We start from the raw sequence: 22,918 nt of genomic DNA on the forward strand, positions 1-22,918 counted from the left end.
CCCCTTCGTTGTCACGCATCAAGACCCTGACTGCCGCCTAAGTTGTCGCATGTTCAACGATGGAGTTCTCACATACACCACTCCGCCAACAGACGAACCTTCCGATCGCTGTTACTCACAAATTTTTTTGATCCCCTCTTCCAAGGTGAAAATTTGTTCCTAAAGGCGAACACTCTGTTTCTTCAGGTTTCTTCTGTCGTCTTCGTTACGTGAAGACTCCAACGGTTTCCCATGCTTTTTTGCATTTTTATAAAATGGTCTTGCATATCGCCGCATCCCGGCTTCCAATTGAATCAAGATACAGCGTCTATGTACAACAGAACGGACACGCCATTCTGTCAGTGACTCTATCAATCATGCTCTCGCATTCTATGACATGCCATTTCACACGCAAAACAGCCAAAATCACAATGCTCCTCATATACTAAACACGTCAAATCACAAAAAGTTGCATATTCACGAAAATTAAAGCAAATTTCCGCTATAACGCGCTTAACAATAAAGGTCCATAGTATCTATCACCACAAAATCCGGTTCGCTAAGCGCCGTTTTGGCGATTTTGAAGAACTTTTTCATCCCTGCATGGTCACAGGTTCAGCATACACGCCATATCACACAAATGTTAGCGGCAAATAGAGGAATGTTTTCCACCCAGCCTGACTACAATAATAGTAAAAGACAATTCGAAGCTTCATAGAGGAGGATATATATGGATCGCACGCGTACACTCACGGCCATGGAAGAAGTTCATATGGCGGCCAAGCTGGCCGATCTCAAGGAAGAACACTATCGCAACACGCTTGCACTTAGTACCATCATCGAACTGCTTATTGATAAAGGCATCCTGACTCGTGAGGAAGTCGAGCGCAAAGCCGCCGAACTCGACAGCTTTATGGCTCACCCACCCTATCCCATGGCGTAGGACGGTCGTAATACGTATCACAGAGTTTGAACTCATGATCCCGATAAAAGCATCCACGGCTCTCCATGGCGTCGCGCACCGACATTTTCGCCAAGTCCATCATATTATGATCCCGGCTAAGATGTGCCAGATACGTGCGCTTGATGCGTCCGTTCATCAGTTCACTAAGCGCTGCCCCTGCCGCTTCGTTCGACAAATGCCCAATGTCACTCAAAATCCGGCGCTTGGTGTTCCACGGATAACGCCCCATACGCAGCAATTCGACATCATGATTCGCCTCCAACACCAGCACGTCGGAATCGGCGATCGCATCGCGAACCTTGTCGCTCATGTACCCGAGATCCGTTGCAACAGACAGCTTCTCCGTGCCATCATCGAATGTGTACCCTACCGGCTCAGCCGCATCATGCGAGATCCCGAAGGATTCCACGCGCAGTGACCCAAAATCATGCTTTTCACCCGTCTCAAATACCCTCCGGTTTTCCTCTGGAATCGCCCCAACCGACTTCTCCAGTGCCGCCCATGTATTCAGATTCGCATAGATTGGTAAATTATATTTCCGAGACATCGCGCCTAGTCCTTTAATGTGATCAGAATGTTCATGTGTAACCAGAATCCCGTCCAGTTCTGCCCCAGAAATCTCCCTTTCCTGAAACAGTGCATCCAATCGCTTCGCACTAAGACCCGCGTCAATCATGAGAGAGGTTCCCCCATGCTGTATGACTGTGGCATTACCTGTCGAACCGCTGGATAACACGGTAAAATATATCCCCATAACGCATTACTCCCCTGGTTTGTCTGTCTTGGGACTGAATACATCCCCACTGATGCCCTGCACGTACAACACTTCGCCACTTTCCAGCACGAACCGCCATGCCGGCATCGCTACCTGTATATCTGAATTGAACAACTGGCCATAATAACCCAGCTGAATATCTTTGACAATCGCATCATTTGGCAAAAAGTTCTCGATCAGCGTTCCCAGCGCCTTCGACGCCGGAAGTACCTGCTGATCGCTCTCCTCTGCGGTCGTAATCCGCACTGGAGTTTGACGGTAACCCGTTATTTTCTGGTCGCTGTAGAATAGCTCCAGGCTCACATTGAAGAGCGGCCATTTGCCATCCACCAGTGGGTGAAGTACAAAAGCCCCATCCTCGGCCATAAGCTGATCCAGCCGGTATGTCCCGATCTGTGGAATCTCACGCTGTAATGCATCTTCCAGTTCACTCTGCGAGAAGATCAACTTGCTATCTACAGGCTGTTCCAGCTCCATATCTACGCCAGCCTTGTCCTCCTCAATGAATTCATAGGACAACTTTGGCAACTTCGGCGTCTCATTCGGAATCGGAGCCAGCACTTGAATGCCCTTCTCTTCCATCGCCTGCTGTGTATTATCTGCCAGTGAGGTGAAGTCCAGATTGGCTCCGGCCGTCTCTCGCGCATCCATCCAGATCTGGTATCCCAGCACCAGATTGAGCAGCAGAAAGGCATAGATCAACACATTTTTCGCCCGTCCCCAATCCAAAACATTCACCTCCGTCCATTTGATAAAAGCAACTAATATCACACTGGCCCACTCCGCGGTCAGAACAACCTTCCGATCGCTGTTATCCCCAGATTTCTTGATTCCCTTTTCCTAAGGGAGAAATCCGGCGATAAAGGCGAAGCGTATGCTTTCGATGCAGCTTTCTTTCAGAAAGCTTTTGGCTTCGCTTCTCCAGCTTTTTTCTGCCCTCTCCGTTATCGTGTGACCTTACACCTCGCTCGGATATCGAATGACTCCATTACCCTACAACCCATCAAGAAACGGTGGTTTCCTCACCATTACCAAAGCGAATAACCCATACCGGGATCAGCCTTAGTCCATCCTCAATTGTAGAAGGACGATACGCTGGATATACATCCACCACCTGGCGATTTTCACCAGCTACCTTCTTAATCAGAGCCTTCAGCTTGTCTCCGCCAGGCAACTTGACCGATTTCTTCGTCTCTGCACCTTCGTTCAGATATTCCAGTGATCGTTCATAGCTGGATACCGTCTCCTGCTGCATCTCCATGCTAATCGTACCGAAGCGGAACTGCATGGAATCCATAATCGGATAGCTGCCGTAATACTGCTGGAATTCAAGCCGTGTCTTGCTGTCCGAAGTCCCCAGCATCATGCGCGACCGCCCTTTCCAGCCACCATGCTGATTCACAAAATCAACCGCCGACAACGCATCCTTCGCAGGATCAATCTGTCCCGCTGGCGGTGCTGCCGGATCAGTATAACTGATCCAGCGCTGCTCCTGTTTTACCTGCAGACTGCGTTTACTGTCCGTGTAGATCTCCGATCCATCTTTTTCCCGGATATTCCGGGTCATGCTTGGATCGAAGAACAGACTGCGCTGCATCTGCTCAACAGTGAATTGCCCTGTCGGCACATCCGCCTCAATCGTCTCCAGAGCTTCCGCCGGGATATAATATCCGCCATCCATCAAGGTATATGGCGTCCAGTTCGTCCCGAAGTCAACATGCTGCTTCACGTCTTGTACGGTCAGGTCCGCCTGCGTTGCTTCGTATACCACGTCTCCCTTGGCGCTGAAGAACAGCGCATGGGCCTTCGTTTCATTTTTGGACGTATAGATCGAAATTCGGTTAATCGTCTCGCCTTGGAATAAGGAATCCGTCCCAAGCCTCATCACCCGCTGCAACAATGCGACGGGAATACCTTCTTTGAACGATAGCTCAAACCCGGGGTTCTCCTTGCGAATCTGATCCCAGTTCACCGATTGCACGCTGCGGCGCTGAAAATCATCGAACGCCCGTCCCTGTAACCGTGAGTAGATCAACTGATAGAACGTATTGCCAGGGTAAAACACCGTATGTTTATCCTCACCCAGATGAATAATCATCTGATCGGGGAAGATCAATTCTTCAATATTGCGTTCCTGACCCATATTTTCCGTCTTCACATAGTTCGTCTCTGACGTCACGATGGAATCCCCGCCTCCGGGCAAACGGTAGATCAGGAAATAACTCTGAACCAGACTGGCTACAACAAGGGCAGCAAGCACCAAGGATTTAATCCGTTCCTTCACGGTGCTCACCCCCTTTCTCACGCATCGGCAATGTGAACGTTACTGTCGTCCCCACATCTACTTCAGACTCCAGAGAGATGCTTCCATCATGTGCCTTCACAATTTCCCGGGCAATGGACAGTCCTAGCCCTGTGCCTCCCATACTGCGGGAACGAGCCTTGTCCACCCGATAAAACCGCTCAAAAATGCGATCCAGATCCCGCTGTGGAATCCCCATACCGGTATCCGATACCGAGATGGCAAGTACGTGCTCATCACTGCGTCTAGCCGCAATCGTAATGGTGCCGCCTTCCAATGTATATTTCAGCGCATTGGACACGACATTATCCAGCACCTGATCAATCTGGTCGCGATCCAGTGGGACAGCCGGAATATCATTCTCCACAGATAGTACGGGCTGAATATCCTTCTGATGCATTTGGAACGAGAAGCGATCTGTCACTTCCTCCAGCATTTCCAGAATGTCAGTTGGCTGTTTACGTAGCATGGCTTCTTTGGAATCAAGCCGCGACAGGTGTAGCAGATCCGTAACCAGTCGTATCATTCGCTCCGTCTCGTTCTGAATAACACCAACAAAACGACCGGCAAGCTGAGGATCTTCCAATGCGCCGTCATCCAGTGCTTCCGCGTAACTCTTGATCGTAGTCAGTGGTGTACGCAGTTCATGGGATACATTGGCCACGAATTCACGCCGGGATGCCTCAAGCTCTTCCTGCTCGGTAACATCCTGAAGTACGGCAATCGTTCCCGTGATCCCCCGTTCACGTCGATGAACCGGTGTAAACGTCATCCGAATGACCACAGGCTCTTCTTGTCCTGCAGGTGCAATCTGCAGCAGCGTTGAACCTGTAAACCCACTCGCGAGGGCTTCCGCATCCTCTGGATCAATGCCGAGTAATATGGCAAAATGTCTTCCTTCAATATCGGCAGGATGCATACCCAGAATGCTGCTGGCACGACGGTTTACGAGAATGACTTTACCGTACTCATCCGTAGCCACCACGCCATCACTCATATTCGTCAGAATGGAGGTCAACTTCTCCTTCTCCTCTTCATTCAGTGAAAGTGCATCCCGAAGCCTGCTGGTCATATAGTTAAAAGCCCGACTGAGCTGACCAATCTCATCCGTGCCAAATACAGGTGTCTGCTGATCAAAGTTACCTTCTGCGACCGCTGTCGCTCTCCGAGTCACTTCCTTAATCGGCTGCGTAATCGTATGGGACAAGATCACGCCAAGCACCGCCGTTAACACCAGGGCAATCAGAATGCCGGAGATGAATATTTTGTTGATTCCCTCCATCGTGGAATACAGCTCGTTCATGGATGCCGCGATGTAGACCGCGCCAATGATCTTGCCGCCGGACAGCACCGGCTTGGCGACGACCTTTTTGCGAACATTATCCTCGTCCACGATATATTCCTCATTGTCCCGAATGCCCTGCAGCGCACGGCTGACGACGGTTTGGGTGTTTTTGCGCCCCACATAATCCGAATGTGAACTTAGCGAGGTCGTCAGTACTTTGCCGCTGGCATCCAGCACCTGAATCTCGGCACCGTTAATGTTGAACAGGTTGTTTACCAGCACACGCAGATTTTCCGTTTTGTCCTCGCCTGCCTCTGCTTCGCCGCCTGCCATCGTCTCTCCCACGAGAACCGACAGCATCTCTGCACGCGCCTGCAAGTCTTCCGTAAAGTTGCTCGTTAGCGAGTTCTTCATCGCGCTCACAAAATAAACGCCGATCAATTGCATCGCAATCAGAATCAGCAATACATAGATAATGATCAATTTCGCCTGAATCGTTCGGAAGAACGAGAATCGCGCGAATCGGCCCATTATATCCCCACGCTTTTCGCACTACGCACGAGATAACCGAGCCCACGGCGTGTCAGAATCGTTTCCGGTTTGCTCGGATTCTCCTCAATCTTCTCACGCAGACGACGAATCGTTACATCCACGGTGCGTACATCGCCGAAATATTCATATCCCCATACAGCCTGCAGCAGATGTTCCCGTGTCATAACCTTGCCGGAATGCTTCGCCATATAATAGAGAAGTTCGTACTCACGGTGGGTCAGATCGAGCGGTTCCCCGCCTTTGTAAGCCGTATACATGTCCATATCAAACGCCAGATCGAATAACCGCATGACCTGCTTTTCCTCATCTTCCGGCGCTTCTGCCGTAATCGCGAGCTTTTGCCGTCTGCGCATCTGTGCCTTCACCCGTGCAAGCAACTCACGCGTACTGAATGGCTTCGTCACGTAATCATCCGCACCCAGTTCCAGCCCGAGCACCTTGTCAATCTCGCCATCCTTGGCGGTAAGCATAATAATCGGCATCTCCAGATGAGCGCGCACCTCACGACAGACATCCATACCGTCCTTGCCCGGGAGCATCAGATCCAGCAGCATCAGATCCGGTTTCTCGGATAATGCCAGTTCAACCGCACGAATGCCATCAAATGCACAGATGACCTCATACCCCTCTTTTTCCAAATTAAACTTCAGAATGTCCGCGATGGGCTGTTCATCGTCCACCACCAAAATCTTCCCCTGCATCAGCTGAATTCACCCCTATATCCTGCTTAATCCGCATTAGCGTGTCTATATCTCTCTTTTATGTTAACTCGTAGTCAGCCTAGTTAATGGTTTCTTCTAGTTTGTTGTTTATACTCTCTAGTTTAACATACCTGAAGCACCGTCACATCCCGATCAGAGGCTTGAAAGGTCTTTCATCTGAAAATTTTTTACAGCAGCAAAAAACAAGGCCAGCATCATAGCCAACCTTGCTCTCACTTTAGCTTATATTATTAGTTCAAATACGTCATCGGATTCTCCGCTGTGCCGTTCTTCAGGATCTCGAAGTGCAGATGTGTCCCGGTCGAGCGACCTGTGTTACCCATAACGCCGATGCTCTCCCCTTTTTCAACCACTTGTCCAACCTTCACACCGATACTATCCAGATGCCCGTACAATGTTTCGTATCCATTACGATGGTTAATAATGATGACATTACCATAACCGCTTTTCTGTCCTGCAAAAGTAATGACACCCTCGTCAGACGCTTTCACATCGCGGTTACCTACCAGATCGACACCTTTGTGCTGGCGACCCCAACGTTGTCCAAAGCTGCTGCTCATCGTTGCATTGGATACCGGCCAAGCAAATTCACCTGTGCCCTCACCAACAACTTTAGTTCCGCTAAGGACCACTTCAGTTACAGCTGTTTTGATCACTTCCTGACCAAGCCACTCTTCCTGAACCACTTCACCATTTTCCTTGGTTATACGGTACTGCATGCTTTTTAAACCGCTTTGTCCTGGACGCACGACTTTTGTGGTACCAGCTTTTAACTCAGCACTTTTGCGCACTTCCACTTGCGGTTTGATCTCAATCTGTTCAACAACCTGCTCAACCGATTTAACGGTTACCGCTGGTTTCGGAACGGTCAGGGTCAGTTCGTCTCCGATTTGAAGCGACGTTTCCTTGATGCCCGGATTATGCTTACGAATCTCGCTTTGTGTAATTTCATACTTTGCAGCGATCGAAGAGATGGTATCTCCTTCACGAACCACATAAGTTAGAGGCGCGTCTTTACCAACGGTTAATGCTTTAACCGCCTCGGACACATCCCATATTTTGTTTGGATCAGCCTTCACCACATCTGTCGCTACATCTTCCTTGATGCTTACCGACTTCAGGGTTGTACTTGGTCCCTCGTCTTTCTTCGAGGAGTTAGCCGATACCGACTTCGTCTTAAGCGAACTACGCACAGCCGATGCCGATATGTATTTGCTTTGCACTTGTTCCAGGATTGCGTCAGCTGTTGCCTGATCCTTCACAATACCAATGACTTCACCGTCTACCTTGAGCTCTACACCTTTGGCGTAGGCTGTCAGCATGTCACCCAGTTTGTCCAGCGTCTCGTCACTGTTCACTTCAGGTTTGTACGCTCTTACCGTTTCGGTTGTGATGCCATCCGTGTTCAACACCATCTCTGCATCCGGATATTTATTTTGATATTCCTCAGTTTTGTCTGTAAATAGTTGTTGTAATTGTGCCTCATCCGCAATGGTACCAATCTCGCTACCTTTAACCATTACTTTATAGTACGATACGGTATTTGCAGTAACATATTGTTTGCCTGCGAACCCAAGCGATGCTGCGATGAATACACCACATGCTGCTGTAATGATCCATTTGCGCGAGGCCAGAACGCGCTTCTTATTCACACTGAAGGTGGACATGCTCATGTTGTTTTTGTCTTCGGCCGTCCGGTGTTCCCCGGATTGTTCGTGTACCCGGTCTTTGCCCGGTTGGCGTATGCCTCTGAAACCTTTCATGATTCTCTCCTTTTCAGCACTTCTCAGTTCGCATTTCTGTCAAGACATCACCCATCGTGTCTGTCCCATGCTCGTTGATACTTGTATTGGGTGTCCGCAAAATCAGGACTTTAGCTGCGCTCGTAAAAGTGTCAAAATTTTAACCTTTTATCACACCCGTATACTTTAACACAGGTTTTACACTCATTTCAACTCTACACGTCACAGCGCAAAGCCGCGCCACGCTTGGTTTCCCTGAATTATCCATAAGGTCGTACGAATGGTCCATCACCCATTATGCCTCAATATCTGCGATATGATGTACTTTTGTTTGCAATTTAAGACTAGGTTCTAAGACCCAGTGAAATATGCTTTGTTTTTCATAAAAATACAAATAAAAATCCCTCACCAGATCAACTCTGATAAGGGATTACGTAAACAATCGGTTTAGGGTTTATCTTAAACTGGGTTTCATCTCATGCCATAATAGAAAGTTAACTTTCATGTCTCTATTCTTTGGCTGCAAGAATTACAAATCGCTTCTGCTGTACTTCCCAAAATCCATTTTGCTCCATCTCCATATGAATATCCATTAATTGCTCACGGAAATGCTGCACCTTAAAATCAGGTACTTGCCACGGGATGGTCTTCAGATAATAGACCAGTGCTCCTATATCATAGAAACGCTGCGCGGGGGCTGCTTCATGATACTCCAGAATACGGAATCCAGACTGTTCCAACTGAAGAACAGCACGATTCATCTCCCATCCAGCGTAATCCGCTGGCATAGGAATACCGAGCCGATCATTAATCTCCCTGCAATCTGACCAACCTACCTGTTGAGTTAGAAACAATCCTCCTGCCGATAGAATCCGTCTAAGTTCCTTTTCATCATAGGACTCGTGCCGATTAAGAATCAGATCGAACTCCCCGTCTTCGAAAGGCAGTTGCGAATCATCAGTCACTGGAAGCACCTTCACACCGAGCGGCTGTAAACGCTCCTCTGCAATCGGTATATTGGGAAGATAGCCTTCGGTCGCACATGTGTATGGAGGAAGTGGAAGGAGTCTGGACAGCATTTCTCCTCCGCCAGTCCCCATGTCAAGCATTCGTTTTGTCTGATTCATTAATCTGCGGGCCATTGTTCCATAAGACCAAGGCAACATTCCACTCTGGAGTCGCTCGCTTCCTGTTACATAGCTAAAATCCCAGCCACTAAACGGCTGGCCCGCCTCTTGCAGCCCTTGCTCGTATCGCTCTTTCGCCGCCTCGGCAAACTCTTTTACTGATGGTTCTGAATTAGAATGATATAAGTTCATGTCAATACAACCTCCAATTAGTGTATTCGTAAACACAAGTCCATCGGTTCTCTTGAAAGCACCTATGAACGGAGGTCCACGAATTGGACTGGAGGTTTCTGCACTGTTGCCTGAACGTTTTTATATGTCGTGTTCTTTCCCTTTATATTTCATACAGTTTTCCCTCCTACATAGGCTAATAAAATAAACGTAAGCACTCAATTAGTTTTGTACAACTTCCAGTATTTGTTTAAATAGATTATATTCAATCACCATCAACAAGTCCAATACAGTATGAATCAGAATCAGGCGATACCCGTCTATGAGCACGCCTGCTTTACCTTCCAATCTTATTCCGTTTGCAGTACTTCCATCAGGTTGTCGTACTCTTCACTGGTTAGGTACTTCGAGATCACCTGTTCAATCTCGCGCAGTTCCTGTTCCGTTAGGCCACCTTCCATGGCGCCTGAGATCTGCTGCATTTCTTTCTGCGGCAGCTTATTCATAAGCAGGCTGAAGATTTTTTCTTTCTCCTCTGCTGGCAGCTTGTCTTTAGCTCCTGTAATGTCATCCGGTGATACGACTATGGCATCATTGCCTGAAGAAGCAACGCCGCCAGTCGCTCCGGTTCCATTCCCCGAAGCTGAATCACTACCCTGTGCTGTTCCTGAACCGTTCCCTGTGCCTGAATTCGTCCCATTGCCTGCACTTGCGCCTGAGTTCGATCCTCCAGCTGAATCTGTACCTGAACCCTCTTCCGTACCTCCATCCGAGCCGCCCCTCTGGAACGCATCGTTGCCAGCATCTACGCCAGATTCACCGCTCTCTGTCCCATTGCCCATAACTGAAACAGCATCTTCCGGAACCTGCTCTTCGTCCGCTCCTGTCGGCTGATCTGTGGTCCCATTTCCCGATTTATTCCCCTCGCCGGTTTTACCACCCAAGGCACCCTGGAACATGGCGGTTAAGCCCATGGGTTGACCTTCCCACTGAATATTGAAACTTGCGAGTAGCGACTTCGCATATGACTGTACAATTAATCCGGTCGTAAGCAGGGTCAGTGAACTGACCAGCAACACAATTAGCACGATTTTGACAAACCAGACAAGCAACTTCATTCCGTTCCCTCCCTCCGATTATCCCACCCGTTCTAGCATGCGCATGTCGGGATCTGTGACTCTACTGTTAACCAGTATTGACGGAAATCTCGGGATTATATCCGATAAACATACAAAAAACCTCCAGTCATCGCTATAAAAGCAACAACTGGAGGCTTTACTGCCGGAGTCGGCATAGTATTCTATTTGATTAATTCAATAAATAATCTCTCTTTTTCTGCAATTACTCGTAGATTGGAAGAACTTGATTCGTTTGCTCACGGTTACGACCAACGGAGAAGATAGCAATTGGAATGCCCGTCAGTTCGGAAACACGTTTGACATAATTCTGTGTGTTCACTGGCAGGTCTTCAAGTTTCTTCGCTCCAGTGATATCTTCGCTCCAGCCTGGCATCTCTTCGTATACCGCTTCACATTCAGCCAGCATTTTGAGGCTTGCCGGATAGTGTGTGATAATCTCGCCGCGGAATTTGTATCCTGTGCAGATTTTTACGGTTTCCAGACCAGTCATTACGTCCAGAGAGTTCAGGGACAGACCTGTAATACCACTAACACGACGCGCGTGGCGAACAACAACACTATCGAACCAACCTACACGACGTGGACGTCCGGTTACCGTACCATACTCATGTCCCGTCTCACGGATTTGGTCGCCGATCGCATCATGCAATTCCGTAGGGAATGGGCCATCTCCTACACGAGTTGTGTAGGCTTTGGCTACCCCAATAACTTGCTGAATACGAGCTGGGCCTACGCCGGAACCGATACATACACCACCTGCGGACGGATTGGATGATGTAACAAATGGATAAGTTCCTTGATCAAGGTCCAACATCACGCCTTGTGCGCCTTCGAACAATACCTTTTTGTTCTCATCAATATATTCGTTCAGAACAACGGATGTATCACGTACGTAAGGACGCAGAATTTCAGCATATCCGAGGTAATCTTGCAGAATCTCTTCAACATCAACAGGCTGGCCGCCATAGACTTGCTCGATGACACGGTTCTTTTCTTTGACCAGATGACGCAGTTTCAATTCGAAATCTTCAGCATCCAGCAGGTCAACCATCCGAATACCAATACGAGCTGATTTGTCCATGTAACATGGGCCAATTCCTTTGCCAGTCGTACCGATTTTGTTCGGACCTTTGCTCTCTTCTTCCAGTGCATCCAATACCATGTGATATGGCAGGATGATATGTGCACGCTCACTGATGGACAGGTTCTTCGTTGTAAAATCATTGTCATGAATATAATTAATTTCTTCGATGAGTGCCTTCGGGTTGATAACCATTCCGTTACCAATGACACACGCTTTATCCGTGTAGAATATCCCTGATGGAATCATCGTCAGTTTATATTTTTTGTTATCAATCAGAATTGTATGACCCGCATTGTTACCACCTTGATAACGAGCCACCACATCAGCGCTCTCCGCCAAATAATCCGTGATCTTACCTTTTCCTTCGTCTCCCCATTGCGTTCCCACTACAACTACCGTTGACATAGTTAACATTCCTCCGTGGGTGCCTTGCGCACCTTTGTATTGGTCTGTCCGTCCTCTATCCCGGCAGGCATGTTACGCAATAAACCGACTGAGAAGCGTGCTAACGGACAGTAAAAATGTCCTTCCGTTACATTCAAGGGAAGGTTTGTGCTGCTTTAACGCAGCAGTATTAGTGTACCAGTACCCTTTTTCAAAGTCAAATCAAATGGCGAACAATTAGATATAGTACAACCGTAATGTTCGGGAATTACCCATTATTTCGACACAAAAAACCGGCGACTTCAGCCCAAGCTTGCTTGACTGCTATCACCGGTTCAAGGATACCCATTTCAAAGTGAATCTATATCTGGTATTTATAACATATGTTTGAGTTCAGTTACGCTAATGGTTGATCTTCGGGACAGACGAGTTTGCTTCCTGATCGAAGCCGTCAGCACCTGCCCGTTACATCGCAAAGGCATCATTGTGCGCCCTCTCGTAGTTGACGAATTTATTAAAGTTTTTCAGGAAGACCAGTTCTACCGTACCTACCGGACCGTTACGCTGTTTCGCGATAATGATCTCGATAATATTTTTCTTTTCGGTATCCTGATTATAGTAGTCATCCCGATACAGGAACGCTACGATGTCGGCATCTTGCTCGATCGAACCCGATTCCCGCAAGTCACTCATCATCGGACGTTTATCCTGCCGCTGCTCTACACCCCGGCTGAGCTGAGACAAGGCGATCACTGGAACTTCCAGTTCCCGGCCAATCTGCTTCAGTGTACGTGAGATCTCGGATACCTCTTGTTGACGGTTCTCCCCGGCTTTACCGCGTCCACTAATCAATTGAAGGTAGTCAATCAGGATCATACCCAGACCTTTCTCCTTCTTCAGACGACGGCATTTGGCACGAATATCAGCTACCGTGATACCCGGTGTGTCATCGATATAAATATTGGCTTCGTTGAGAGCTGCGATACCCATCGTCAGCTTCTGCCAATCTTCATCCCCTTTGAATTCCCCTGTACGAAGAACTCCGGCGTCCAGGTTGGCTTCCGCACAGATCATCCGTTGTACGAGCTGTGCAGCCGACATCTCCAGACTGAAGATGGCTACCGTTTCTTGCGCCCGGATACCTACATTCTGAGCGATATTCAAGGCGAAGGCCGTCTTACCTACAGATGGACGCGCCGCTACAATGATCAAGTCACTGCGCTGAAAACCGGCAGTCATCTTGTCCAAATCGATAAAGCCGGAAGGGATGCCGGTTGTCGTTCCCCGGTTCTGATGCAGCGTTTCAACTTTATCGAATACTTCCATCAATACGTCCTGAATGGCTATGAAACCACTACTGGAGCGACGGTTGGAAATTTCCAGAATGCGACGTTCAGCTTCTCCGAGCATGGCTGCAACATCTTCGCCGCCTGTATATCCTTCGCTTACGATCTGTGTTGCCGTACGAATCAGACGACGCAGCATCGATTTCTCTTCAATAATCTGAGCGTAATAGTCTACGTTCGCGGCTGTAGGTACACCATGGGCCAGCTTAGCCAGATAACTAACGCCGCCGATGTCCTCCAGCTCACCTTTATCCTTCAGAAGCGAAGTCAGTGTCACGAGGTCAATCGGTTGATTTCCCTCACCCAGCTGAATCATCGCTTCAAAAATTAATTGATGGGGCTTATCATAGAAATCCTCGGTTTGCACCCGTTCCATCGCTGTAATCAGGGCCTCGCCCTGCAACAGGATTGCACCCAGCACAGCCTGTTCGGCTTCCAGGTTCTGCGGGGGAATCCGGTCAAATAACATTTCTCCGCCCATCTTACTCTTCCGTTACCTGTACCTTCAAGGTTGCCTTCACTTCAGGGTGAACCTTGACAGTTACCTGTGTTACGCCGAGTGTACGAATAGGCTCGTCCAGTTCAATTTTGCGTTTGTCTACTTTCAAACCCTTTTTAGACAAAGCTTCTGCGATCTGTTTGCTGGTAATGGCGCCAAACAGACGACCACCTTCGCCGGACTTGGCTTTCAGTTCAGTCACTTCTGCTTCCAGCTTCTTCGCAAGTGCTTCCGCTTCCGCTTTCTCTTCCTGTTTGAGTCTTTCTTCAGCCGCCTTCTGGTTGTCCAGTGTCTTCATGTTGCCATCCGTTGCCAGACGTGCGATTCCCCGTGGCAATAGGAAGTTCTGTGCGTAGCCCTCAGATACTTCTTTCACTTGCCCTTTCTTGCCTTGACCCTTCATATCTTTTATAAAAATGACTTTCATTCGAACAGCCCCTCTTCCTTTTCGATTTCAGCCAGTACGTTCGTCAGCCGTTTTTCTGCCTCTCCAAGCGTTCCTTCAAGCTGCACGGCAGCATTCGTCAAATGTCCCCCACCGCCCAGTCGTTCCATGACAACCTGAACATTCATGCGCCCCAGCGATCTCGCGCTGATGCCAATCAGTCCATCCGGACGCTCACTAATCACAAATGAAGCGACCACGTCCGTCATGTTCAGCAATGTGTCCGCCACTTGGGCGATCATCATCTGTGAAATCTTGCTGCCAGGGTCCGTGACCGCCAGTGCAATGTTCCCGTATACCATTTTAGCATGCTTTATGATTTCTGCCTTAGCAATATATTCTGACAGATCCTCTTTCATCAACCGCTGGACCATAATGGTATCCGCACCACTACGGCGCAGGAAGCCTGCCGCTTCGAACGTTCTGGACCCGGTGTGCAATGCAAAGTGCTTCGTATCCATTGTAATGCCGGCCAGCAAAGCCGTAGCTTCAAGCGGAGTGAATTGTACCTTGTCATGAATGTATTGCAAGAGCTCCGTTACCAGTTCCGCAGCCGAAGATGCGTAAGGCTCCAGATAGATCAACACAGCATCATTGATGAACTCCTCACCCCGACGATGGTGATCCACAACGACCACACGGGTTGCAGACTGCACCAGTTTCGGCTCCATTGTCATAGAGGCCTTGTGTGTATCCACTACAACCAACAGCGTGTGCTCTGTCATCATCTGGGTTGCTTGTTCCGGTGAGACAAATGCCTTGGACAACTTCTCGTCCTTGTTCACTTGCTCCATCATCCGTTCAATCGCTGGATTAATTCCATCCAGAACAATGCGTGCTTCTACATTGTACAGACTCGCCGCTTTCCATACCCCGATGGATGCACCGATTGCGTCCATATCCGGGATTTTGTGCCCCATGATGAGGACTCGATCGCTCTCCTGCATGAGGTCACGCAGCGCATGCGCAATAACACGTGCTCTGACCCGTGTCCGTTTCTCCACGGCGTTGGACTTGCCACCATAGAAAGACAGACGTTGTCCCGATTTCACAGCGGCCTGGTCGCCACCGCGCCCAAGTGCCATGTCCAGACTGGACTGAGCCAGTTCTCCCATCTCGCTGATGCTATCCGAACCAAACGCCAGTCCGACACTGAGTGTCATTGGCACTTTGAGGTCAGCGGTCATCTCCCGAACTTCATCCAAAATGACAAATCGGCTCTGCTCCAGTTCCTGCAAAGACTTATGATTCAGCATTAACAGATAACGATCCGAGGACAGCCGGCGCAGGTACACTTCATACTGCTTGGCCCATGACGTAATCTCGCTGGTCACACGGGCAATCAGCGCTGTACGCTGCTGGTCATCCATACCTTGGGCAGCCTCGTCCAGATTGTCCAGAACGAGAATACCCAAGGCAAGACGTTCATTTTCATATTTATCACGAAGAATGGCTAGCTCCGTAATCTCGTATACATATACATACCGCTCCTGTGGGTTATGAATAACTCCATAATGCCGATCATCCAACTGGAATTCGTCATGGAACTCCCTGGATGAATGTTCCTTCGCCCCATCCTTCTTCTCTTTAGGCTGAGGAAGTTTGGGAAACAAATTAAGTAGCGGATTACCCACCATTGTCTTCTCTTGGAACATCTCCGCAACGAAGCGATTATGCCACTCTACCGTACGATCTTCGCTGTACAGCACAATTCCGAATGGAAGCATGCTCACCGCTTCCCCCTCCATCCGTTTGATCCGAATGGACAGGCCATTAATGTAGTCGTTAAGCTCACGGCGGAACGCGAGCTCCGCCTTAATCATGACGATTCCCAGCGCCGAAGCCAGTATCAGACTAATCAAACCAAGCGTCCAGTTATAAATGGTAACGAACATAACGAGCAACAGCAGCAGTATGAACGCCCATACGGTATAGTAGCCGTGCCAGCGTTTCTTCAGAAATTTAGGCATGACTCATCACCCTATCGTTTTGATTTCGATATTGCCTCACGAAGCGGGAACGCCAGATCGATAATTCCGATAATCCGAAGCGGACCAATGAAGAAGACCGCAGCCGCCAGGAAATAGGGTATAACCGGATTCCACTTCTTTGTATGTGAGAGAAAGAAGAAGAAGCCGATCGCTTGAATCATGAAGCCCAGATTGATCAACGGCGACAGATTCATGGCAATCATGGTCCAGTATGTTCCGTCACTTTGTCTGGAAATCACTTCGATCAACAGTGCAAGGAAATAATACCAGATTAACGCACGCGGCATACGCCACTCTCTCGCTGGGGGAAGCTTCGAAACCACCACGCCCATCACATTCAGAATCGGACGAGCAATGGCGTGTGTAATGAAGGCCATGACCATCGATGTAACAACGAGAGCAAATGGAATCATAAGCTGCGTTTGTTTGGCAACATCCTCGGTCATCTCAGGTGTCCATGCAAACCCGTTGATCATCTGATTCGATGAATTCGTTAACGGTTCAATGGTCAATTTGACCACATCTTCAATATAACTGGACAGGTCGAATTGGAAAATGACACTGCCGACCAAGAGCAACAACAAGTATTCTGCCAACATCATGCCACTTCCCGCCATCAGCGTGAACAGGGCTGATTTGCGTGTTTTATACGCGTGACCCATAACGATCGCAGGCAGGGTAAAGATGAGCAACAGTAACAGATAGATGGGGTGGAATACAACCAAAATAACGGCTACGGGCACGAGATGCCATATAAATGATTTTAAAGATAATGAAGCATACAAAATAACTCCCGGAATCATCATAAAAAATATGGCAAGTACCGATAAAGGAGTTAACAGCGAAAGTAGCAAGAGCAGATAAACTGCGCTCCAAACAGCTGATTTAAAGCTAAATTTCAACAAATTCACCTCTTACGCATATGATCTTCTAGCGCGGAAATATCCTGGTACCAGTCTTCAAGCTGGTGACCTTCCTGTTTATGCTTTTTCAACTTCTCCACTAGCAGTGCATCCAGATCCTTGAAAGGAATACCGAGCCTGCGGCCCAATATGTAACTACTCATAATCAAACTGGCAAGACTGTCCCCGATTCGAGTTGTACTTCCTTCCCATAACGCCTTGAATAATCGGGATACCTGATCAAGCACTTCGGTTTTCAGCCATTCAATCACTTTAGCGCGTTTGGCTACATCCAGTTCTTTAGGCATATTGGCGAAAGTCACTCTCCCCCGAAAAAGCTTTATTCTCCATTATAGCATAAAAAGAAGGCCCGCAAAATTACCCCAAAAAGCGGAGAAGTTCTCCGAAACTGATGTCAGGTGCTTATGCGGAGTCCTCCGTACATCCAATCCACATATATATTTGTAAAAAACTTCGAATGCGCCCTTGATTCAGGACTTCTTAAGTTTAACATGATACCGGATGGCTGTGATTATCCCTAATGACACAATAATGTTTAAATTCATAACAGCCTTACTTGGCCTTGATCGATTCTTTGGCTACAATGCCCTCGCAGTACTCAATAATCTGACTCCGTCTGACAATACCAATGAACCGATCCATGTCATCGACCACAGGAACAAAGTTCTGAACTTTAGCCAGATTAATCAGGTCTTCCATGTTGGCGTCAATGGATACGGGTTTAATATCCAAGCGAAGTGGAACGTCTTTGAGCAAGAACTTTGAAGCGTTTTCAAATGTAATCTTTCCCTCGGCATTCTTCATATACCACAACAAGTCGCCTTCGGTAACTGTACCAATATATTTGCCTTCTTTATTCAAAATGGGCACTGCCGTAAAACGATGATATTCCATCCGTTCCAACGTTTGCCGCAGCGTAGAATCCGACGTCACACACGTAACCTCTTGTTTGGGTAGCAAAAAAAATGCGATATTCATACCCTTGTGTATCCTCCTTATGAATTTCTTCGTTCAACTTATCTCGCTCAACTTATATTATACGGATCAGAACGCAGGATGTTCCAAAAGGATAATAGTTCTCACTACAAAGAAAAAAAACAGCAGCCCGCGAATAAACGTACTGCTGATTGTGGTCTACAACACATCATTGGTATGGAATTGGTTATTCAATCTTTTGCCGGTCAGGGATCATTACTTCACCGGCTGGGGTCGATTGATCCATCCAGTTGTTAATCAGCTCTTTGGCATATTGGACGTCTTTCTCGTCAGCCTGACCATAATAGATACCGTCTTTTTTCATACCCTCACCCAGAATGGTAAAGCTTGAAATCTGCGGTTTCTCCTGAGTAAGCACTTGTTTAGCCAGATCAATAATGAAGGAAGGTCGCATATCCGTCTGGAAGCTGTCCCCCATGATCTGAATCAATTCCGGAATTTTGGCGATTTGATTCAAATTCAGCATCTCATTCGCCATCGCGTTCAGGAAAATCTGTTGCCGCTTGGTACGATTAAAATCGCTATCCTCACGGTATCTTACATAATACAGTGCTTCCTGCCCATCATAGATCGGCTTGCCGCCTTCAATCGTGAATTGAACATGATCCGGGTTCTTGTTCACAATGTCCTCATCAATTGGCAGTTTTACACCACCAAGCGCATCAACCACTTTTTTAATTCCGTCGAAGTTAATCGTTGCATAGTAACCCACATCAGCATCAAGAAATTTCTCTACGGTATTGATGGACATATTCTCCCCACCAAAAGCATAGGCATGCGCCAGCTTATCATAATCATCTACGCCGTCCTTGTTCGCATCCCGTCCCACAATCTGCACATACGTATCACGTGGAATGGACACCAACAGCACACGAGATTCCTTCGGACGTACTACAGCATAGATCACGGTATCAGAACGTCCACGCGTTTTCTCATAGGCGCGTTTGTCCGAACCGAGCAGTAATACGGAGAATGGTTCCTTACGGTATACCGTTGGATCAGGCGTATTATTGCCTTCTTGCGGTACATAAGAGCGGGATAGCTGATCTTCTACGGAACCCGCGAGAAACAGATCAAATGCCGCTACAGCCAGTTGCTGACGGAACAAATAACCTCCGATTAACAAAACAACAAGTGAAACAAGCGTTATATATAGGCCTTTTCTTCTTTTCTTCTTCTTATCTTTAGTTCTGCTTTTCATCCATTGATTCCTTCTTCACTATGAAAATGATACTGCCTGGCTATATAAGTTTCATCTAATATTTACACAAATAACGGAGAGGTCAGAGAAAACCTGAAGAAGCGTAGCGCTCGCCTTTATTACCGGATTTTTACCTTTGGAAAGGAAATCAAAAAATCCGGGGATAACAGCGATCGGAAGGTTACTCTGAACTCGCAGTGATGCAGTGTAACGATTCGTTGAACTTATATAATACCAATTAAACGTCTGGGATGCCTTGTGACTCGGTGTTCTCTGAAGTTTTCTCTCTCTCGAATCAAGACACCGCTTACGCTCGTTCTATTGTAATCATTGCAGGAGCAAGAAAAGTTACAATCCGGTTAAATTGAAAAGAACAGCGACTCCTTTTTAGTTTCAAAAGGTACACTGTTCTCTTCATTTTCACACACGATCCTATCCGTTCGTGGATACACTTTCCACATGATGGCTCTTCTCTTTTTGACGCAGACGTCCCGTTATAAGCGCAGCTACCAGCGTAAGCCCACTGAATACCACCGCAGACCAGAAAAGGCCATTGTAACCCTGCCCTGTCGTTTGATGCACTGCCTGAAGTAACACCTCTCGGATACCTTCATCAGGAATCTGGGACAGGCCCGCTGTCAGACTGGAGACATCACTCCCTGATGCCCCTCCCGAGGCATATTGTTGTAACATCTCGGGCGGCACCTGAATTCCTTTGTCAGCGAATCCTGCCTGAATGTTGGATCCCAGATTAATAAAAGAACGTGCCAGGAATCCGGCAAAAATGGTAGGTGCAATAGCCATCGCCATCTGGCGGAATAACGAGCTGGTCGCTACCGCGATGCCTTTGTTGTTCTCCCCTGCCTGTTCTGTGACAAGTACGTTTACTGGTGCACCAAGCATCATGCCGAAGCCGATCCCTACAAGTGTACTCGCAATGACAAATTGCCAGATATGCTCTACCCACAATGGGAACAGCAGAAATCCAATGGCAGATAATAGCCCGGCAACCGATAACGTCCAGATTGGCCCTTTGCGGTCAACGAGGTAACCACCTCCACCTGCCCCAATGCCGGATGCCAGCGCGAGTGGAGTAAACCAGTATCCGGATGCCGTATTGGATACGCCGAGATACTGTTCAACAAAACCGGGAATAAAGATCACCGAGGCCAGGATGGCTCCGGAGAAAAAGGCAATCAACAGCGTCCAGCGAAAGGACGCAATGCCCAGAAGTTGTGTCGATACAACAGGTTCACGTTCAGATCCTTCCAGCCTTTTTTCCATGAAGTAAAAGAGCACCAGAATGATTACACCTGCCAAGAAAAAGCCGTAGAACACCGGTGATCCCAGGCTTTGAAGCATGTTCACACCGTCCAGATTGCTGAAGCTATACATTAAACTGAGTATACCCAACGTTAGGACAGCAATACCGCTCCAGTCCACTGCTGCACGATTCAGTTCCTGCTCTTCCTGAATAAATCGAATACCTGCAATGAATAGCAGAATGGCGATAGGCACGTTGATCAGGAATAACCAATGCCAGTTGCCCGTAATGTCCAGTATAAAAGCACCAACATTGGGCCCCAATATGGCAGCGACACCATTCATACCTCCGAGCAGACCCAAAGCTGTACCCTGACGCTCCGCCGGGAACTTGCTTAATACGTATGAGCTGGCAATGATAAAAATCCCCCCGCCGCCCAAAGCTTGAATGACACGAGCGATCAGGAAAAAGGTAAACGATGTGCTTAGCGCGACCAGCAGCGACCCGATCCCAAACAACGCCACTTCAATCAAAAATAGTTTCTTGCGACCATAACGGTCCGACAGCTTGCCCGCAATAGGAACACTCACCGCAAGCCCCAGCGTGTAGAGCGTAATTGTCCATGCCCCCCACGTTGGCGACACACCAAATGATGCATTTAAGGTGGTTAGTGAAGAGGTGATGATCCCGTTATCCAGCGCCGCCATAAATACTCCTATGGCAAACAGGATTAGCGGCCATTTCATTTGTTTTTGCATCACATGTTACCTCCCGATCAGATCGTAAATTCAGTATCGTACAGTTGGTTTGGTACATATATATCAAATTGAATTGAATAACAATGACTCACTGGTCATTTTAAAACAAAAGAAATCCATATGTCAATTTAATAATATAATCGTAAGGATCAATTTTTTCCTCTGATTCGATAAAATAGAGCTGCCACAGGTTCAGGCGAATCTGTGAAACAGCCCTCATATCTTATCTAACGTACTAACGCTTGCGTAATGCTTCAATGATCTGGTCTGACTCGGTTTCCCGAAAATCCATAGTTGAACAACTTCCGAGTCTCCACAAAACGCCCTTCACGAGTATCTGTTCCAAATACAACTGATATCAGCCTTTTGCCATCACGTTCAGCTGTCCCCACAAAATGATATCCGGACTCTTCATCATACCCGGTCTTCAATCCGTCATTTCCATCATAAGCATACGGCCCACCAATGGAGGACAACATCCAGTTCGTGTTACTCATGTACATCCCTTTCTGATGCATGGATACTTGCATTTGACTGGAGATTCTTAAAATCTCGGGATGGTTATTCAACAAATATCGCGCAAGCTTGCATGCATCTATAGCCGTCATTAAGGTCTGCCCTTGTATTTCCATCGGACGGTGAGGACCGAGCAGTTTTTCACTGATGCCCGTTGAATTCGTAAAATGTGTATTTTCAGACAGCCCAATCTGAGTTGCTTTCTGATTCATCTGTTGCACGAACTTCTGCTCTGTACCACTGATATGTTCAGCCAGAGCAACTGCTGCATCATTCGCTGAATATATAGCTACCACCTGGAACAACTCCTGAACAGTGAACTGTTCTCCCTGTTTCAGGGTCAGTTGACTGCCACCCACGGAACTGGCATATAGACTCACGTTAACGAGATCGTCCCACCGGATATCTCCATTAATTACAGCTTCCATCACTAACAATTCTGTCATCAACTTACTGACACCTGCTGGAGCAATCTCTTGAGAGCCGTTATAATCCATTAAGACCTGTTCGGAGTTCATATCCATTAATACTGCAGATTCAGCTTTAATTCCCGGTTTGCCTACCAGCATGTCCGGTTTTACACCCAAATATATAATGAGCAGCAGAGCCAGAAGCATACCTGCCCGTTTCCACCATTTTTTCATAAGATGATCACCTCTTACCTATATAGACGAAGTGAAAAGGCATTTTGTCTGCACTTTTTTGAAAAAAGTTAAATTTTTTTTATTTTTTGGTTACAAAAAAACATGAACT

Annotated in this window: 19 protein-coding genes; 1 reads left to right on the plus strand and 18 read right to left on the minus strand. The window is 47.6% G+C overall.

Features of this window, described 5'->3' with window-relative positions:
• The first annotated feature begins 709 nt into the window (after positions 1 to 709).
• Positions 710 to 922, plus strand: coding sequence for a hypothetical protein (locus ABTV53_RS28725; RefSeq protein ID WP_221820215.1), 213 nt, complete (start codon positions 710 to 712; stop codon positions 920 to 922).
• On the opposite strand, the gene ABTV53_RS28730 is transcribed toward ABTV53_RS28725, so the two are convergent.
• From ABTV53_RS28730 to ABTV53_RS28815, 18 genes are all read right to left on the minus strand, one after another.
• Positions 891 to 1,697 carry an MBL fold metallo-hydrolase gene (locus ABTV53_RS28730; RefSeq protein WP_091035273.1) on the minus strand — a complete coding sequence of 269 codons (807 nt, stop codon included), beginning with the start codon at positions 1,695 to 1,697 and terminating at the stop codon, positions 891 to 893. The genes ABTV53_RS28725 and ABTV53_RS28730 overlap by 32 nt on opposite strands.
• A gap of 6 nt (positions 1,698 to 1,703) precedes the next feature.
• Entirely contained in the window at positions 1,704 to 2,447 is a 744-nt protein-coding gene (yycI, locus tag ABTV53_RS28735) for a two-component system regulatory protein YycI (RefSeq protein ID WP_017691456.1), read from the minus strand.
• 274 nt (positions 2,448 to 2,721) lie between these two features.
• Entirely contained in the window at positions 2,722 to 4,002 is a 1,281-nt protein-coding gene (locus ABTV53_RS28740; protein ID WP_433749202.1) for a YycH family regulatory protein, read from the minus strand.
• On the minus strand, positions 3,986 to 5,836 hold the full coding sequence (gene walK / locus ABTV53_RS28745) for a cell wall metabolism sensor histidine kinase WalK (protein WP_433749205.1): 1,851 nt from the start codon (positions 5,834 to 5,836) through the stop codon (positions 3,986 to 3,988). The genes ABTV53_RS28740 and walK overlap by 17 nt, the downstream gene beginning before the upstream one ends.
• Entirely contained in the window at positions 5,836 to 6,558 is a 723-nt protein-coding gene (yycF, locus tag ABTV53_RS28750; RefSeq protein ID WP_074092884.1) for a response regulator YycF, read from the minus strand. Before yycF ends, walK begins: the two co-directional genes overlap by 1 nt.
• Before the next feature lie 251 nt (positions 6,559 to 6,809).
• Positions 6,810 to 8,342, minus strand: a complete 1,533-nt coding sequence (locus ABTV53_RS28755) for a peptidoglycan DD-metalloendopeptidase family protein (protein ID WP_433749208.1) — start codon at positions 8,340 to 8,342, stop codon at positions 6,810 to 6,812.
• Positions 8,343 to 8,830: 488 nt separating this feature from the next.
• Entirely contained in the window at positions 8,831 to 9,640 is an 810-nt protein-coding gene (locus ABTV53_RS28760) for a class I SAM-dependent methyltransferase (protein ID WP_433749211.1), read from the minus strand.
• Positions 9,641 to 9,969: 329 nt separating this feature from the next.
• Positions 9,970 to 10,737 (minus strand): hypothetical protein, encoded by a 768-nt coding sequence (locus tag ABTV53_RS28765; protein WP_433749214.1) that lies wholly within the window; start codon positions 10,735 to 10,737, stop codon positions 9,970 to 9,972.
• Positions 10,738 to 10,960: 223 nt separating this feature from the next.
• The gene (locus tag ABTV53_RS28770; protein ID WP_433749216.1) at positions 10,961 to 12,247 is read right to left on the minus strand and encodes an adenylosuccinate synthase; all 1,287 of its coding nucleotides are present in this window, start codon (positions 12,245 to 12,247) and stop codon (positions 10,961 to 10,963) included.
• A 444-nt stretch (positions 12,248 to 12,691) separates the two neighbouring features.
• Positions 12,692 to 14,053, minus strand: coding sequence for a replicative DNA helicase (gene dnaB, locus ABTV53_RS28775; protein ID WP_253442260.1), 1,362 nt, complete (start codon positions 14,051 to 14,053; stop codon positions 12,692 to 12,694).
• Position 14,054: 1 nt separating this feature from the next.
• Positions 14,055 to 14,498 (minus strand): 50S ribosomal protein L9, encoded by a 444-nt coding sequence (gene rplI / locus ABTV53_RS28780; RefSeq protein WP_036611925.1) that lies wholly within the window; start codon positions 14,496 to 14,498, stop codon positions 14,055 to 14,057.
• The gene (locus tag ABTV53_RS28785; protein WP_433749221.1) at positions 14,495 to 16,486 is read right to left on the minus strand and encodes a DHH family phosphoesterase; all 1,992 of its coding nucleotides are present in this window, start codon (positions 16,484 to 16,486) and stop codon (positions 14,495 to 14,497) included. The genes rplI and ABTV53_RS28785 overlap by 4 nt, the downstream gene beginning before the upstream one ends.
• Before the next feature lie 11 nt (positions 16,487 to 16,497).
• The gene (locus ABTV53_RS28790) at positions 16,498 to 17,409 is read right to left on the minus strand and encodes a DUF2232 domain-containing protein (protein WP_433749224.1); all 912 of its coding nucleotides are present in this window, start codon (positions 17,407 to 17,409) and stop codon (positions 16,498 to 16,500) included.
• Between the two features lie 5 nt (positions 17,410 to 17,414).
• Complete coding sequence (locus ABTV53_RS28795; protein ID WP_017691445.1) at positions 17,415 to 17,717, minus strand: MazG-like family protein; 303 nt, start codon at positions 17,715 to 17,717, stop codon at positions 17,415 to 17,417.
• Positions 17,718 to 17,982: 265 nt separating this feature from the next.
• On the minus strand, positions 17,983 to 18,408 hold the full coding sequence (locus tag ABTV53_RS28800) for a CBS domain-containing protein (protein ID WP_421896019.1): 426 nt from the start codon (positions 18,406 to 18,408) through the stop codon (positions 17,983 to 17,985).
• A 184-nt stretch (positions 18,409 to 18,592) separates the two neighbouring features.
• A complete protein-coding gene (locus ABTV53_RS28805; RefSeq protein WP_433749227.1) occupies positions 18,593 to 19,627 on the minus strand; it encodes an LCP family protein in 1,035 nt (344 codons plus the stop codon).
• Between the two features lie 432 nt (positions 19,628 to 20,059).
• Positions 20,060 to 21,649 (minus strand): MFS transporter, encoded by a 1,590-nt coding sequence (locus ABTV53_RS28810; RefSeq protein WP_433749230.1) that lies wholly within the window; start codon positions 21,647 to 21,649, stop codon positions 20,060 to 20,062.
• 254 nt (positions 21,650 to 21,903) lie between these two features.
• On the minus strand, positions 21,904 to 22,809 hold the full coding sequence (locus tag ABTV53_RS28815; RefSeq protein WP_433749233.1) for a D-alanyl-D-alanine carboxypeptidase family protein: 906 nt from the start codon (positions 22,807 to 22,809) through the stop codon (positions 21,904 to 21,906).
• Positions 22,810 to 22,918 lie beyond the last annotated feature (109 nt).

This window comes from Paenibacillus amylolyticus, from assembly GCF_050990605.1.
Lineage (GTDB): Bacteria > Bacillota > Bacilli > Paenibacillales > Paenibacillaceae > Paenibacillus > Paenibacillus amylolyticus_H.